Raw genomic sequence first — 15,214 nt, 5'->3', positions numbered from 1 at the left:
TTGCGGCAGGGCAGGGTGACTTTTGGAACAGGTACTTAGCGAAAGCTCTTGACGGAGGCACTCCCTCTGAGGATAAGTGCAATCATGAAAACGCCGACCACGATCATTTGTATTTGTGCGATTATTATTGGCTAGCAGCCTGCTGGCCCGGCCGTTTTCGTCTCCCTTTCATAAAAATTGGATGATAACGCCCCGGTCAGTCGGCTGCGGTCAATTGCGCTTAGCATTTCCAGCAAAAGTGCGAAGCGGTTTTGCGTGGGATAATGCGTGAAAACAGTAGCTGGAGCAGTGCCGCATATTGTTTGAGCGGAACGGTTCCAGCAGGTCTTTTTGGGGAATATTTACAATGGCTTATGCGCCGCAACTGCGTCTGTACAACACGCTGACCCGCACGAAGGAGGAGTTTTCTCCCATCGATGCCGACAATGTGCGCATGTATGTCTGCGGACCGACAGTTTATGACTTCGCGCATATAGGCAACGCTCGTCCGGTGATCGTTTTCGACGTGTTGTTCCGTTTGCTGCGTCATGTCTATGGCGCGGAACACGTCACCTATGCGCGCAACATTACCGATGTCGATGACAAGATTAATGCACGCGCCGCGCGCGATTACCCTGATCTATCCTTCAATGAAGCCATTCGTCGGGTGACGGAAAGCACCAACGCACAGTTTCAGGCTGATGTGACGGCGCTTGGTAATCTACAGCCGACCGTACAGCCGCGTGCGACCGAGCATATGGACGAGATGCGCGCGATGATCGATCGTCTCGTGAAGCTAGGTGTAGCCTATGTGGCTGAGGATCATGTCCTCTTCTCGCCGTCCGCCATGAATGAACGGAAGGGACCGCGCTACGGCGCGCTTGCTCGCCGCTCACTGGATGAGATGCTGGCAGGTGCCCGCGTCGACGTAGCATCCTACAAGCGGGACGAAATGGATTTCGTCTTGTGGAAACCGTCGAAAGAGGGCGAGCCGGGCTGGTCGTCTCCTGCGGGGATTGCGGTGCTGGGCCGGCCGGGTTGGCATATCGAGTGCTCGGCCATGTCTATGGCCAAGCTGCTTGAGCCGTTTGGTGGCGGATTGAAGTGCGATGATCCGCTGAAGAACCAGTTCGACATCCATGGCGGCGGTATCGATCTCGTCTTCCCGCATCACGAGAACGAAATTGCGCAGTCATGCTGCGCGTTCGGCACCGAGCGGATGGCAAGCATATGGATGCATAACGGCTTCTTGCAGGTCGAAGGGCAGAAGATGTCGAAATCACTCGGCAACTTCATCACCATTCGCGATGTGCTGAACGAAGGCCTGCCGCAATTGGGTGTATGGGACGACGTCGATGCGCGCGATCGCTGGGTCGGTCTGGCGGCTCGCCTGTCGATGCTGCAGACGCATTATCGCGAGCCGATCAACTGGACGGCGCAGCGTCTGGCAGAATCTGCCGATGAACTGCATCGCTGGTATGGCTTGCTGCGCGACAGGGGTTTCGAATTGCCGCAAACGCTGACTGCAGTTGGTGAGGTCGTCGAGGCCCTGTCTGACGATCTGAACAGCTGGACGGCAATCACGGCGTTGCGCAAGGCTTTCAAGGCACGCGATGTTGCCGGATTGGGCGAGGGCATGGCTCTGTTGGGCCTGTTCGATCCGCATTTCGTTTCGGCTGAAGACATTCCGGTCTTTGCAAAGGCCGAAGTGGATAGTGAGGCCATTGAAGCACGTATTGCGGAGCGCCTGCGCTTCATCAATGAGAGGAACTGGGCCGAGGCTGACCGCATTCGCGATGAACTGCTTCAGGAAGGTGTTCAGCTCAAGGATGGCAAGGACCCGGCAACGGGCGAACGCACAACCAGTTGGGATGTGGTAGGCTAACAGGCTGTTGAATAGGGAGGATGACATGACGCTTGATAACAAACCGATCTATACCGGCGGTTGCCAGTGCGGTGCGGTTCGCTTTCGCGTTGACGGTGCGATGGGCTCCGCATCGATCTGTCATTGTCGCATGTGCCAGAAAGCGTTCGGCAATTTCTATGCGCCGCTGGTGTCGGTGGGTGATGCGAAGCTCGAATGGACGCGCAACGAGCCGAAGCGTTTCCGTTCGTCCAATCATGTGCAGCGCGGGTTCTGCCCCGAATGTGGAACGCCGCTGACCTATGAAGCGCCCGATGGGATCGCTCTTGCCATCGGTGCTTTCGATGCGCCGGAGGAAATCGAGCCGACGGTCCAGTGGGGCATCGAGAAGCAGCTGCCTTATGTGCCGGAACTCGCAAGCCTTCCCGGTTATGCAACCGAACGCGATCCGGAGAGCATCGAATTTGTAAGAACCATGATTTCCTATCAGCATCCCGATTACGACACTGAAAGCTGGCCGCAACAGCAAGGTTGACCAAGGTTGACCGGGGGCCGCATTCCCACCGACAGGCAGGCAAAATGGCACGCGAGCGCATCTACATCTACGACACCACTCTGCGGGATGGGCAGCAGACTTTACCCGTCCGCCCGCAGCCGCGAAGCGTGCGAGGACGGACAAAATTTGAAACGGGTGGTTGCTGTCCAGCCCGAATGCGGGGAGCAGAATAATGGCACGCGAGCGCATCTACATCTACGACACCACTCTGCGGGATGGGCAGCAGACACCCGGCATTGACTTCTCTGTGGAAGACAAGAAGTCGATTGTCGCGTTGCTGGAAGAGCTGGGCGTCGATTATGTGGAGGGTGGTTATCCGGGTGCCAACCCGACTGACACGGCCTTCTTCAAGCGTCGCCAGACTGCGCGCGCCAAGTTCGTGGCCTTCGGCATGACGAAGCGTGCGGGCGTCTCGGCATCCAACGATCCTGGTCTTTCCAGTCTGCTGCAGGCTTCAGCCGATGCAGTCTGCTTCGTCGCCAAAAGCTGGGACTATCATGTCCGTCTCGCACTCGGCTGCACCAATGAGGAAAATCTGGAGTCAATTACGGCTTCGGTCACCGCAGCACGCATGGCAGGGCGGGAAGCGCTGGTCGACTGTGAGCATTTCTTCGATGGCTACAAGGCCAATCCCGAATATGCGCTCGCCTGCGTCAAGGCAGCTTATTCCGCAGGCGCGCGTTGGGTCGTACTGTGCGATACGAATGGCGGCACGCAGCCATCGGAAATTGCCGAGATTGTTGCTGCCGTGACGGCCGTGGTCCCTGGCGAGAGCCTTGGCATCCATGCGCACAACGATACCGAGCAGGCGGTCGCCGTCTCGCTTGCCGCCATTGATGCAGGCGTTCGTCATGTACAGGGGACGCTCAACGGTATCGGCGAGCGTTGCGGCAACGCCAATCTCGTTTCGCTGATCCCGACACTTGCGTTGAAGCCATATTGGGCCGAGCGTTTTGAATTGGGTATCAAGCCTGCCGCGTTGAAGGGGATCACGCGGATCTCGCGTGCCTTCGATGACATTTTGAACCGTCCGCCGACGGAGCAGGCACCCTATACCGGTACTTCCGCTTTTGCGACCAAAGCCGGAATTCATGCCTCGGCGCTGCTTAAGGAACCACAGACCTACGAGCATATACCGCCGGAAACAGTCGGCAACAGCCGGCGAGTTATGGTGTCGGATCAGGGCGGAAAATCCAACTTCATCGCCGAACTGGAACGCCGTGGTATCCGCGTTGCGAAGGACGATGTCCGTCTCGACACGTTGATTGCCGTGGTCAAGGAACGCGAAGCCGAAGGCTATGCCTATGAAGGCGCGGATGCGAGTTTCGAACTTCTCGCGCGCAACATGCTGACGCCGCAGCCGGAATTCTTCAAGGTCGAATCCTTCCGCTGCCTTGTCGAGCGTCGTTTCGATGCCAACGGCATGTTGAAGACCGTTTCCGAAGCCGTAGTCAAGGTGGAGGTCGATGGCGAGGTTCGCATGTCGGTCGCCGAAGGGCATGGCCCGGTCAACGCGCTCGATATTGCTTTGCGCAAGGATCTCGGGCGCTTTCAGGCGGAGATCGAGGATCTTGAACTGGTCGATTTCAAGGTGCGCATCCTTAATGGCGGCACAGCTGCCATCACCCGCGTTCTGATAGAATCCGGGGATGCGACCGGCGCCCGCTGGCGCACGGTCGGCGTGTCGGACAATATCATCGATGCGTCCTTCCAGGCCCTGATGGATTCGGTCAACTACAAGCTGATGAAGAACCGTTCGATGGCCGGATTGGCCGCTGCCGAGTAAATCCATCTGTTCACGACGATTGATGCTTCGATCAGTTTAATTGAATGGATTTTATGGATTGTTGAGCGCATAGCAGGTGAAGTTCGATGCTTCGCCTGCCGCAACCGGCGCGCGGAGAGCTTTAGTTTCGCCGAGGAGAGAGGCATGTCCGATCAGACCATCACCGATACGCGCCTGTCTGACGGGTCGCGCGGGTTTTTGATGGCTATCGGAGCCTATGGGCTCTGGGGCGCTCTCCCGTTCTATCTCAAGGCACTCGGTCACATCCCGGCGATGGAAGTCGTGTCGCACCGTGTGATCTGGTCGGTTCCGGTCGCGCTGGCGCTCCTTCTTGTGTTGGGGCAGTTCAAGGATATTCTCAATGCCGTGCGCCAGCCGCGCATGCTGGCCATGGCTGCCCTGACCGCCGGACTGATTACCATTAACTGGTCGATCTATGTCTGGGCTGTTGCCCACGATCAGGTGATGGGTGCAGCACTTGGCTATTACATCAATCCCCTGTTCAATGTCGTTCTCGGCGGTCTGTTTCTCGGCGAGAGGCTGACCAAGGTTCAGTATGTCGCTGTCGGGTTCGCTTTTGCGGCTGTGCTTTTGCTGACCATCAATGCAGGCGGTCTGCCATGGGTATCGCTGGCGCTGCCGCTGACTTTTGGCCTCTATGGTTTCTTCCGCAAATCATTGCCCATGCCACCTCTGCAGGGCTTCACGCTCGAAGTGCTCATCCTGTGTATTCCGGCGCTCGGCTATGTGCTATGGCTCGCCGCAAACGGTCAGGACCATTTCTCTACGGGCCCGGCATTCAATGTGACGATGTTGTTATTGGCCGGACCTTTCACGGCTATTCCGCTGATCCTTTATGCGGGTGGTGCGAAGCTGCTGCGCTATACGACACTCGGTCTCATGCAGTACATGACGCCGACGATGTTGTTTTTCTTTGCGATCTTCATCTTCCACGAACCGTTCTCAAATGCGCAGCTGGGTGCATTCGCGCTGATTTGGGCTGGGCTTGCGCTCTATACGTGGTCGATGCTGGTCGAACATCGCCGGGGGCGGGCTACGGCATCGGCTCGAAAATCGTAATCGATTTTCGGAAAGAACGATGCGTAGATTAATAAGTTAGAGCGTCCTTTGTGCGTCCAAGTGGACGCACGGCGCTCTGAAGTCCTGATCTTCAGAATTCACAGAATGTGATTCTCTTACGGTGGATATCCCGCCGTAAGCCTTATTTTGGCCGCTGTCTTTACCACTGATCCGCCGATAATCCAGTGGTGGAGAATTGTTCAAAATGGTCTTCTGGTCAGCGCCAGCAAACGAAAGAAAAGTTGCTGCGACGGCAGAGCCAGATTTTGCGGCCTTCAGGTCGGCCCTGAAGGGCGAACCGCTTTCTTCCCACAGTTTGAAACCATTCCGGCAGGTCCGGTTTTCCCTGCATACGCATCTACGGTTCTGTCTGGCGCTGATCACAGCAATGGCCATAGCCGGAGGTGGGTTTCTGTTTACGACCGGGAGACTTGTAGGCCATGGTCACGCTGCGCAACCTGTCATGGTCAATCCGGCGACCTTGGCTCAGCATCATGCCGCGACGAAAGAGGCGCGTCTGACGCCAGCGGTGAATGGCGATCCGACCAGCCGCATATCGCGGCGTATTGACATCGCTGAAGGCGTCGAGGACGGTGATGCGCGTCTATACACCTATCAGCATGTGGTGCTTGATCTCAAAGGTTCCAGCCGTGCTGCCTTGGACGACACGCTGCGCGGAGGGATTTCCGTACCGAAATCCTTGCCGAAACGGCCAGAGGAAGAGCTGGAACGGGGTGTTCCTGTGAATGTCAGCCTCGCCAAACCGGCTGTCGCTTCGGGTGCAAAGGTTCACGAGATTATTGTCGCACCGCAGTCGCGCGAGCGACTGGGCGCATTGTTGCAAGCGGCGGGGATCGCGGTTGAAGACAGCAAGCGGCTTGAGGAGGCCCTGGCACGCACAGAACTGGTGCCCGGTGACAATCTTGAACTACTGGTCGACAAATCGAGGCAACACTCCGATGGAGAGCAGCATATCGCGCTTGCACGCTTCGAGCATGGCGATATCGACAAGGCGATCTATGGACGCGCCGACGATGGCGTTTTCCGAGCCACCGGCAATGAGCGCCTTTTTGCGCGCCTGTCGCGCGACGCGATGCTGACAGCCTATCATCCGCAAAATGCGGTCAGCAATAGCGGCTCCATTTCATCGCGGCTGGAGCAGGCAGGTGCACCGAAAACAATCGTTGGTGAAGTCGAGAAGCTGGCTTCGCAGAATGGTATTTCGCTGAATGGCGGCAAAAAGCCCGATTTGATCGACCTTCTATTCCGCAAAAGCGCAGAGACAGAACCGGAACTGGTTTTCGTCGAGTTCACGACAGACGGTAAGAGCCGCCGCCTGTACCGTCATGAAGGCAATAACGGTGCCGACTATTTCAATGAAGATGGTTCATCCATGACGAAATATCTCATGCAGAAGCCGCTGCCGAATGGCCGTCTCAATGATGGTTTCGGCTGGCGCATCCATCCCGTTCTGCATGTTCGCAAACATCACAATGGTGTCGATTATGATGCGCCGATCGGCTCGCCTATCGTTGCAGCGGGTGACGGTGTGGTGGAACTGATCTCGTATCAGAAGGGATATGGCAAGTATGTCCGCATACGCCATCAGGGCGGCTACAGCACGACATATGCGCATCTTTCATCGGCCAAGAAGGGCTTGAAGGTCGGTGATCGCGTGAAGCAGGGAGAAGAGATCGCCTATGTCGGTTCGACGGGCTATTCGACCGGCCCGCACCTCTATTACGAGCTCAAGGTTGGCGACCAATATGTCGATCCGTTGACGGCGCGTCTCAATGCTGGCGAAAAACTGACCGGCTCATCCCTGAACAGCTTCCGCGAAGAAATCGACCATGTGGGCCAGATCGTCAACGAAATGAAGCTGCCAGTCATGCCCGCTGCACCCGAAGCCACGAAGTCAGCTTCGGGGAAAAGCAGCCGTCATCACTAACTATTTGAGTGGGCGAAAGGCGTTTGCCAGCGCGACAAACTCTTCGACGCTGAGCGTTTCTGCACGGCGCGTTCCGTCGATGCCGGTCTTTTCGAGAAGCTCGGCGCCGCCAACAGGTTTCAGGCTCTGGCGCAGCATCTTGCGGCGTTGTCCAAAGGCAGCTTGCGTAATTTGCCCAAGCGCATTGGTGTTGCAAGGCAGCGGATTTTCACGCGGAATAATATGAACGACCGACGACATGACTTTCGGCGGCGGCGTAAATGCCTGCGGCGGCACATCGAAACTGATCTTGGAAACTGTTCTCCATCCGGCAAGCACACCCAGACGTCCATAGTGATCGCTGTCCGGTGTCGCGACGATACGCTCGGCGACCTCTCGTTGGAACATCAAAGTCATGGATGAATAGAAGGGCGGCCACGGCTCGACCAGCAGCCAGTTAAGCAGCAACTGCGTGCCGACATTGTAAGGCAGATTGGCAACGATGCGCGGCTTCGGCCCGTTTGGAAACAGTGCTGCAAAATCCTGCTCAAGGGCGTCACCGGAAATGATGCGCAGACGACCCGGATAATGCGCTTCGATCTCCGCAAGCGCATCCAGGCAACGTTCATCGCGTTCGATTGCAGTGACATAAGCGCCTTGTGCAAGAAGTGCTCGGGTCAGACCGCCGGGGCCTGGGCCAACCTCAATAACAGGCTGATCCTGCAAATTACCCGCCTGACGGGCGATTTTCGATGTTAGATTGAGGTCGAAAAGGAAGTTCTGGCCGAGCGATTTCTTCGGCATCAGATCGTGCCGTTCAATTACCTCGCGAAGCGGGGGAAGGCCATCAATACTCATGCCATTGTACTCGTTAATGTGCGTTGGCTGCGTTTTCAGCCAGTTCCTGTGCAAGACGAATGGCCGCGACAAGGCTGTCCGGGCGGGCAATGCCTTTGCCAGCAATATCGAAAGCCGTGCCATGATCCGGCGACGTGCGAATGAAGGGAAGACCCAAGGTCACATTCACTGTCTCATCGAATGCAAGTGCCTTGGCCGGGATAAGGGCCTGATCGTGATACATGCAGACCGCAGCATCATAGGTCGCGCGGGCGGGCGCGTGAAACATCGTATCGGCGGGCAGGGGGCCGCGAGCGTTTATTCCTTCACGGCGCAATGCCTCGATTGCGGGAAGGATGATGGCGTCATCCTCTTTCCCCATGGCCCCACCTTCTCCCGCGTGCGGGTTAAGCCCGGATATGGCGAGACGCGGCGACAGAATGCCGAACCGTTCCCGCAGCTCAGTGGCGGTGATCCGCGAAACTTCGATGATATCGGCAGTATTCAAACGGACCGGCACTTCGGAAAGCGGAATGTGGATGGTGACCGGAACGGCGCGAAGCTGCGGACCGGCCAGCATCATGACTGGCGTGACAGGCTTGCCCAGATATTTGCTGGCCAGTTCTGCCAGAAACTCCGTGTGGCCCGGATGATGAAACCCGGCTTCATAAAGCGGCTTCTTTGAAATCGGACAGGTGACAACTGCCGAAGCTTCACCTTTCAGCGCGAGTTCAACGGCGCGCTCGATGGCTTCGATGATGCCAGCAGCGTTCTCCGGCAAGGGTTTGCCGACGCTATCCGTCAGCTTGTTGTCGAGCGGAAGTACCGGCAATGCATGAGAAAACACGCGGCTTGCCTCAGCAATGGCGGGAACAACCGCAATCTCGATTTCAAGTCCGAGATGTCGCGCACGTTCTGCAAGTTGAAGCGGATCTGCCAGCAAGGCGAAAGGCGGCAGCGCAAGCTCGTCGCGCCGGAGCCAGGCGACAAGTGCAACGTCGGGGCCGATGCCGGACGGATCGCCAATGCTGATGGCGAGGGGAGGAACAGGTGCTGCGGACATCGCGTCAATAGTCCAATGAATACGGATGAATCCGTCAGGTCAGTTTAGCGATTGACGATTGTCGCCTTTTCGCGCAGTTCCTTGAGATATTTCTCGCTGAGCTGTTCGGCTTTCTTTTCCTGACCGGCAGCGGAATCCGCACCTTCCATGGAGAAGACGAGCTGGGCAACACGGTCATCTGATACCTGCTTGGTCGAGCAGACGGCCAGGAATTCAACGCCCTTCTCGGTTTCCTGCGGCGGGGTGGTGCCGCCGACTGACGTTGCCTTGACCGCTTTCGACCATTCGTTCGGCAATTGCTGCTCGATGATACGGCCAAGATCGCGAACGGTTACGTCAAGAATGCCCTTGGCTTGCTGACGGGTTGCATCGCAGTTCTGGAAGCGCGAGCGAAGTGCATTGGCTTCCTGCTTGCGCTTGGAGAGCAGGGCAGGAGAACGTTTGGAGGCGGGTACCACGAAAATCACCTGCTGGAGGCGATATTCGGTCGCCACTGGCTTCTTGCCGCCATCCTTCAACATGCGCTGAACGGCTTCCTGTTCGCTGACCATGCCGGTCGCACGGAAGCGGGCACTGACGAGACGGCCCCAGCCCATCTGGACCATGATGTATTTCTTGAAATGATCCGGCGTAACACCAGACTGGTTCATCAACTGATTGAGCTGTGCCAGGCTCATCTTGTTACGGCTGGCAAAACCGGCATAAGCCTCATCGACCTGCTGTTCGGAAATATTGATGCCGCGCGATTTCATCTCGACGCGCTTCAACATTTCATCAGTCAGTTCTTGCTTGGCAACCTGGCTGAGATTGCCACCTTTGCGCTGCAGCTTCAAAAAGGCCACGCGGTGCTGAATGTCGCTGTTCGTGATGGCGTTGCCGGAAACGATGACTTTGACCTCGGAACCTGCACCTGCAGCAAATGCTGGAACCGCAACCGTTCCAAGCGTCGTCATGCAGACAGCGGCGCTTAGCATGGAGGCGAAGAGAGGTCTTGCAATCATCATCTTTCTTTCCCGATTCCTTCCGGTCGATGAACGACAATCCTTACCGGACATATCCCTTTATGGTCATTATCGTCGGTCAGCCAACAATCAATCATATCAGCTGCTGATCATAAGCTGCCTGTATAGATGACCCAGTGCGGCGAAACAATGACCCAAAAGCTATTTTGCGAAGGTTGTATCGTGTGAATACTACAGAAAGAAAGCCAAATCAGGCTTTGATGTGCAATTTCTTTGTCAAATGAAATGAAAAGACCGGAAGCATTTCTAGTGCTTCCGGTCCGTCAAGTTTAGAAAGTCTGAGTGCCGCTGCCTATGTCACCCAACGTGCGCAGCGAAATGTTGAAGCCTATGCCATATGAGGTTTTATCCTCACCCGGATTGCGGGTCTGGGTATATGCCATAGAGTAAGTGAAACACTCATCGTCATAGGCGAGACCAGACGATGCGCGTACCAATGTTTCGGAGACAAGATCATAGGTACCTGAACCGAAAACGCGCCAGTTTGTATTGATACGAGCCGTTGCCGAGCCTGTAACTTCCTGACGGAGATCGTTATATCCGTAAGCAGGTTGCGGCGCGATATAGGCGTACTGAGCGGAAACGGTCAGCTTCTGCCAGCTTTGCTGGGCTTCAAGTTCGCCACGTTGGACCGAGAAACTCTCCTTGTCGAAGCGTCCGCGAGCAGCAAGGGCAAGACCTGTCGAATTGGACGTACCGATCATGGCCACATAGTCGGAGCGCGCATCCTGCAGGCCGGAATCTGCGCCGACATTCACGAAATCGCTGGTACCGTAAGAATTTACCCCACCCAATTGGAACGACTGACCGCCGAGGGCATAAAGAGCCCAGTCGCTGTTGTTGAAATTGCCTGAGTAGCGCAGACCAAGATTGGCGCGAGTGCCGCCTTCGACACGGTCATAACCGGAGAACTTGTCGCGCGAGAACAGGTTCGTCGCATCGAAGACAAAGCTCTGGGCGTCTTCATTTGGCAATTCGCCCGCATAGCGTTCGTTGTTGCGAACATAAAGCTGTGCGATCGGCTCGATGATATGGGTCGAGCTCGTGGTCGAGAACAGGATCGGCCAGCGCAGTTCAAGCCCGGCGGTTGCCATGGCGCGAAGCGCTTCTGAACGGACAAGTGCATCCGTATAGCCGGCATCTGCGAGATTGAAGTTCGTATTGGCACCAATTGCATCGCCGCGCAGTGCCAGCAATGGGGTGATGACCAGACCGGCAGGCGTGATGAAGGTTCGCTTCCATTCCGCTTCGGTGGTCAGCCGCGCATTGGTTCCGTCGAAGCCTGGAACGCGAGGAAATCTGGTGCCGAGAGGCGTATAGTTCGCATTCTGACGATAAAGAACCTGCAGATTGGTATTGAAATTCAGTTCGCCGCCATAGACTGGCTCCGGCATCGTATAAGAATAGTCGAGACTTGGGAAAACCCAAGGCTGCTTCGAGTGCATCTCGTAGTCTTTATAAACGTCCGTAACCGGGTACGATTCCTGAACGTTAAATCGATAGAAATTGAGATCGAAATAATTGCGGTTATTAATGCCGGTCAGGTAGATTTTGGATACCTGCGTCTGAGCGTTATATCCTTCAATATCGTACGTTCGGCTGAAATTCCGGTCGGTCTGTGCCATCACATCCCAGCCAAAACGCCAACGCGAATTGAGCTCGAAATCGCCTTTTGAGGCGACCATGCCGCGATTGTCTTCTTCGCGGTCAACGGTGTTCAAATCGAATTCTTCGGGCTTGTTCTGGTGGATGCCAGCGATACGAAGGTTATAGGTGCCATTTTCAAGACGATGACGCCATTCGGCCTCGGTCAGGAAGCCCTGCTTGGTATAGGCAGTCGTGGAAAGCGTCAGATCGTAATTCGGAGCGAGTGCCCAGAAATACGAATTCTTGATGCCGAAGCCGAGATCGTCCTTGTAGGAGAAGCCCGGAAACAGGAAGCCGCTTTTGCGCTTCACCGTCGGGTCGGCCATCTCGAATGCCGGGAACCAGGCAAGCGGCATGCCGAGAAACTCAAAGCGGCCATGTTCGAAACGGACCGTCTTTGTCGTGCTGTTCCAGATGATCTTGCGTGCCTTGATCTGCCAGAGAACAGGCTTGTCCGGATTCTTGGCGCAGGGTTCGCAGGCCGTATAGACGCCGTTGTTGAATGTCGTGATCTCGCCGTTGCTGCGTTCAGCGCTTTCGGCTGCAAAGCGGGTGTTATCCGTCGTCTCGACGCGAAGGCCGTTTACGAAGCCGTCGCGGAAACTGTCGGTGACATCCATATGGTCGGAATAGATCTTGTTGCCGTCGCGTTCGACGATCTCAACATTACCCGTCGCAGTCATGCGCCGCGTCTGCTGGTTATAAGTTACCTTGTCGGCGACGAGATGATTACCGTCATACTCAATGCGCACCTTGCCCTGAGCCGTGACGGTGTTGACGTCGCGATCATAGACAAGCTCGTCAGCCTGCAGAAGCATGCGTGCGTTCGGATCGCTCTTGTAATTGGCAGCAAGAGTGTCCTGTGCCGATGCGGGTGAGGGCAGGGCCGCGACAGAAATGAAAGGCAAAGCAAGGACGCACGCCAAGGCCGTCCCGCGCGTCAGGCGCGAGAACGAATGGGGCAATACCATGCGGGCGTTACTCGAACCCACTAACCATCCTCCTTATGCAACAAAAAGGAGACACCAAAAAATGTCGCGATAACAACCGGAACCCAGGCAGCCACGAACGGCGGAACGAATCCCGCATTCCCGAATGCCTTCACTAGCACCGAAACGACATAAAGCATGAAGCCTGCGATAACGCCACCCAGAATCATCGCTCCCGACTGGCCAAACCGCACAAATTTCAACGACACTGTTGCAGCAATGAGAGTCATCGCCATCAGCAAGGCCGGCAAGGCCAGAAGTGACTGGTATTGCATGTCAAAAGCGTTTGCCGAATAACCAAAGGAACGTGCGACTTCGATCTTGTGACGCAACTGCGTGAAGGGAATTGTGTCCGGTGTCGCGAGCTTCTCTTCCACATATTCCGGACGAAGCTGCGTCTCGATCTGGAGGCTCGCCATTTTCTGGGGTTCTTCGCCGCGCGCGAATCGCGTCACGTCGGTTAGCTCCCAATGACCGTCCATCAGCTGTGCGGTCCGTGCGTCGTAGCGTACCTTGATATTCTTCTTTTCATCGAACTGAATGAATGTCGCATCGGCAAGGGTCGCACCCTGATCCAGAGTGCTTTTTGCGCCGATGATGGTTTCACCCTCATCGGTCTTCTGGCGCAGCCACGGATCGCGCAGGGCGGAAACGTCGGTAACTTTGCCGGTCTTCCACGTCGATGCGATTTCATCAGCCTTCGCAAACCCGTAAGCAGCGAACGGATTGAGGATGAAAATCGTCGCCAGGCCAAACAGGAAGGCGCCGAAGCAGGCAGGCAGAAGGAACTGCCAGGCCGACACGCCAACGGAACGGGCGACAACAAGTTCGTATTTTCTGTTGAGCGAAATGAGCGTCGCCATTGCGGAGAACAGGGCAACGAACGGGATCATCTGCTGCATGATGAAGGGTACGCGCATGGCAGAAAGACCAAGCGCTGCCCACACCGAATAGTCCGGCAGGTTTGAAAGCTTGCTCGCATTCTCGGTGAAGTCGAGAAGCAGCGACAATGCGAAAATCCCGAGCAGAAAATAGAGTGTAATCTGCACGTAGCGGATGAAGAAATAGCGCCCGAGCGTCCAGCCGATCATACCTGTCCTCCGGCATTATTGCGCGAGCGTCCGGTGAAACGGGCATAAAGTTCCGAGGCACGGTTTCTCAGACTGTCGAAATTGTCGAGAATACGGTCGTTCCATTTGTCTGGCAGGCCGATCCTTCGCCCGGTGGCGAGCGCAAAGCCCGTCACGAGCATGACGGCGAGCGGGACGAGGTACATGACGACGATATAGCCAGCGTCCTTGTCTGCGCGATCTGATGCAAAATAACCAGCCCAATAAACGAGAAGAGCGGTGCTGATCGCCGAGAAGGATGCAGAGACACGAGCTTCGCGATGCGAACGGGAATCGCCCGCAAAAGCCAGTGCAATCATCGCAAAGACTACCGGATAGAGCCATTGCGTCAGGCGCCGGTGCAATTCAGCCTTGTAGCGCAATGGGCGGGTCTGAAGGATCGGATCGTTCGGGTCCGGGTTCAAAAGATAGGATAGCGGACGATCCTTCGCATAGATGACGAAATCGTCACCGGCTGAGGCAAACTGGCTGAGATCGAATGCGTAGGAATTGAACTTGATGATCGAAACAGTGCCATCGGACACATCACGCCGCTGTACTTCGCCATTCTGCATCAACAGCATGTCGCCGCTTGGCGTCGAAGCAATCGCGCCATCGGCAGCATAATAGATGAGGTCGAGCGCGGGATCGCGGGAATCGGCGATGAAAAGCCCGCCAATGCTGCCGTCGGCGCGTCGTTCCGCGACCTGAATATAGAGATTGTCGGCGAGCTTCCGGAAGTTGCCTTCCTGAACGATGACATTCATCAGATCGGCGCTGGCATTGGCGATCATCGCGCGCATGTTCATGCGCGCATAGGGATCGACATAATTGGCGACGAGAAACGAGACGACGGAAATCACGGCCGCAAGAATCAGAATAGGGCGCATCACCGCGCTGCGCGGAGCACCCGATGCATTGATGACCACCAGTTCGGAATCCTGGTTCATGGTGGACAGCGTCTGCGTGATCGCAATGATCAGCGCAAACGGCATCACGAGCGGGATGGCTGACGGAATCAACAGCGAGCTGAATTGAACGATTGTCTGGAATGTCTGTCCGCTTGTGGTCAGAAAGTCGATGCGCTGAAGCACCTGCACGGTCCAGGTAATGCCGACTGCCGCCCCCAGCACTGCGAGGAACATGATCGCCACCCGGCGCAAGATGTACAACTCAATCAATCGCATAGGTGGAGTCTACATCCCGGTTCCGTTGAAGGAGCGCGCATCCGAAATTGGCTGCGGTACTCGCGATAATCACTAAACTTAATGACGCTTGGCTAAGATTGGCCCAATAAACGCGGTTAACAGATTACTAAAAGCGTCGTGAAGATGCCAGCTCTGCTGTTTCCCTTA

General features: G+C 56.0%; 11 protein-coding genes. 5 read left to right on the top strand and 6 right to left on the bottom strand.

All coding sequences use genetic code 11. The features are described 5' to 3' along the window. The first annotated feature begins 346 nt into the window (after positions 1 to 346). The 5 genes from cysS to HWX93_RS12345 all read left to right on the top strand — a co-directional run bounded on the left by cysS (position 347) and on the right by HWX93_RS12345 (position 7,213). Entirely contained in the window at positions 347 to 1,864 is a 1,518-nt protein-coding gene (gene cysS / locus HWX93_RS12365) for a cysteine--tRNA ligase (RefSeq protein WP_176037502.1), read from the top strand. A 25-nt stretch (positions 1,865 to 1,889) separates the two neighbouring features. Further along, positions 1,890 to 2,378, top strand: coding sequence for a GFA family protein (locus tag HWX93_RS12360; RefSeq protein WP_176037501.1), 489 nt, complete (start codon positions 1,890 to 1,892; stop codon positions 2,376 to 2,378). A 193-nt stretch (positions 2,379 to 2,571) separates the two neighbouring features. After that, on the top strand, positions 2,572 to 4,185 hold the full coding sequence (cimA, locus tag HWX93_RS12355) for a citramalate synthase (RefSeq protein WP_176037500.1): 1,614 nt from the start codon (positions 2,572 to 2,574) through the stop codon (positions 4,183 to 4,185). A gap of 144 nt (positions 4,186 to 4,329) precedes the next feature. Continuing rightward, complete coding sequence (rarD, locus tag HWX93_RS12350) at positions 4,330 to 5,265, top strand: EamA family transporter RarD (RefSeq protein WP_140019844.1); 936 nt, start codon at positions 4,330 to 4,332, stop codon at positions 5,263 to 5,265. A 205-nt stretch (positions 5,266 to 5,470) separates the two neighbouring features. Further along, positions 5,471 to 7,213 carry a M23 family metallopeptidase gene (locus HWX93_RS12345; RefSeq protein WP_176037499.1) on the top strand — a complete coding sequence of 581 codons (1,743 nt, stop codon included), beginning with the start codon at positions 5,471 to 5,473 and terminating at the stop codon, positions 7,211 to 7,213. Here HWX93_RS12345 and rsmA read toward each other — a convergent pair whose 3' ends face one another. The 6 genes from rsmA to lptF form a co-directional block, all read right to left on the bottom strand. Beyond that, the gene (gene rsmA, locus HWX93_RS12340; RefSeq protein WP_176037498.1) at positions 7,214 to 8,050 is read right to left on the bottom strand and encodes a 16S rRNA (adenine(1518)-N(6)/adenine(1519)-N(6))-dimethyltransferase RsmA; all 837 of its coding nucleotides are present in this window, start codon (positions 8,048 to 8,050) and stop codon (positions 7,214 to 7,216) included. 13 nt (positions 8,051 to 8,063) lie between these two features. Continuing rightward, positions 8,064 to 9,092, bottom strand: coding sequence for a 4-hydroxythreonine-4-phosphate dehydrogenase PdxA (pdxA, locus tag HWX93_RS12335; protein ID WP_176037497.1), 1,029 nt, complete (start codon positions 9,090 to 9,092; stop codon positions 8,064 to 8,066). A gap of 44 nt (positions 9,093 to 9,136) precedes the next feature. Continuing rightward, positions 9,137 to 10,096 carry a peptidylprolyl isomerase gene (locus HWX93_RS12330; RefSeq protein ID WP_176037496.1) on the bottom strand — a complete coding sequence of 320 codons (960 nt, stop codon included), beginning with the start codon at positions 10,094 to 10,096 and terminating at the stop codon, positions 9,137 to 9,139. 287 nt (positions 10,097 to 10,383) lie between these two features. Beyond that, positions 10,384 to 12,732, bottom strand: a complete 2,349-nt coding sequence (locus HWX93_RS12325) for an LPS-assembly protein LptD (protein WP_176037561.1) — start codon at positions 12,730 to 12,732, stop codon at positions 10,384 to 10,386. Positions 12,733 to 12,752: 20 nt separating this feature from the next. Continuing rightward, positions 12,753 to 13,841 (bottom strand): LPS export ABC transporter permease LptG, encoded by a 1,089-nt coding sequence (gene lptG, locus HWX93_RS12320; protein ID WP_176037495.1) that lies wholly within the window; start codon positions 13,839 to 13,841, stop codon positions 12,753 to 12,755. Beyond that, the gene (gene lptF / locus HWX93_RS12315; protein WP_109987991.1) at positions 13,838 to 15,046 is read right to left on the bottom strand and encodes an LPS export ABC transporter permease LptF; all 1,209 of its coding nucleotides are present in this window, start codon (positions 15,044 to 15,046) and stop codon (positions 13,838 to 13,840) included. Before lptF ends, lptG begins: the two co-directional genes overlap by 4 nt. Positions 15,047 to 15,214: the final 168 nt, after the last annotated feature.

Source organism: Brucella tritici (assembly GCF_902825325.1).
In the GTDB taxonomy this organism is placed as follows: domain Bacteria; phylum Pseudomonadota; class Alphaproteobacteria; order Rhizobiales; family Rhizobiaceae; genus Brucella.
The sequence above is the reverse complement of the archived record's forward strand: the minus strand, read 5'-3'. Positions and strand labels throughout refer to the sequence as shown.

What these genes read in the sequence shown, in the direction of transcription:
- rsmA (WP_176037498.1), bottom strand. Translation starts at nt 8,050, where the DNA reads ATGAGTATTGATGGCCTTCCCCCGCTTCGCGAGGTAATTGAACGGCAC.
- rarD (WP_140019844.1), top strand. Translation starts at nt 4,330, where the DNA reads ATGTCCGATCAGACCATCACCGATACGCGCCTGTCTGACGGGTCGCGC.
- lptF (WP_109987991.1), bottom strand. Translation starts at nt 15,046, where the DNA reads ATGCGATTGATTGAGTTGTACATCTTGCGCCGGGTGGCGATCATGTTC.
- cysS (WP_176037502.1), top strand. Translation starts at nt 347, where the DNA reads ATGGCTTATGCGCCGCAACTGCGTCTGTACAACACGCTGACCCGCACG.
- HWX93_RS12330 (WP_176037496.1), bottom strand. Translation starts at nt 10,096, where the DNA reads ATGATGATTGCAAGACCTCTCTTCGCCTCCATGCTAAGCGCCGCTGTC.
- HWX93_RS12360 (WP_176037501.1), top strand. Translation starts at nt 1,890, where the DNA reads ATGACGCTTGATAACAAACCGATCTATACCGGCGGTTGCCAGTGCGGT.
- cimA (WP_176037500.1), top strand. Translation starts at nt 2,572, where the DNA reads ATGGCACGCGAGCGCATCTACATCTACGACACCACTCTGCGGGATGGG.
- pdxA (WP_176037497.1), bottom strand. Translation starts at nt 9,092, where the DNA reads ATGTCCGCAGCACCTGTTCCTCCCCTCGCCATCAGCATTGGCGATCCG.
- HWX93_RS12325 (WP_176037561.1), bottom strand. Translation starts at nt 12,732, where the DNA reads ATGGTATTGCCCCATTCGTTCTCGCGCCTGACGCGCGGGACGGCCTTG.
- HWX93_RS12345 (WP_176037499.1), top strand. Translation starts at nt 5,471, where the DNA reads ATGGTCTTCTGGTCAGCGCCAGCAAACGAAAGAAAAGTTGCTGCGACG.
- lptG (WP_176037495.1), bottom strand. Translation starts at nt 13,841, where the DNA reads ATGATCGGCTGGACGCTCGGGCGCTATTTCTTCATCCGCTACGTGCAG.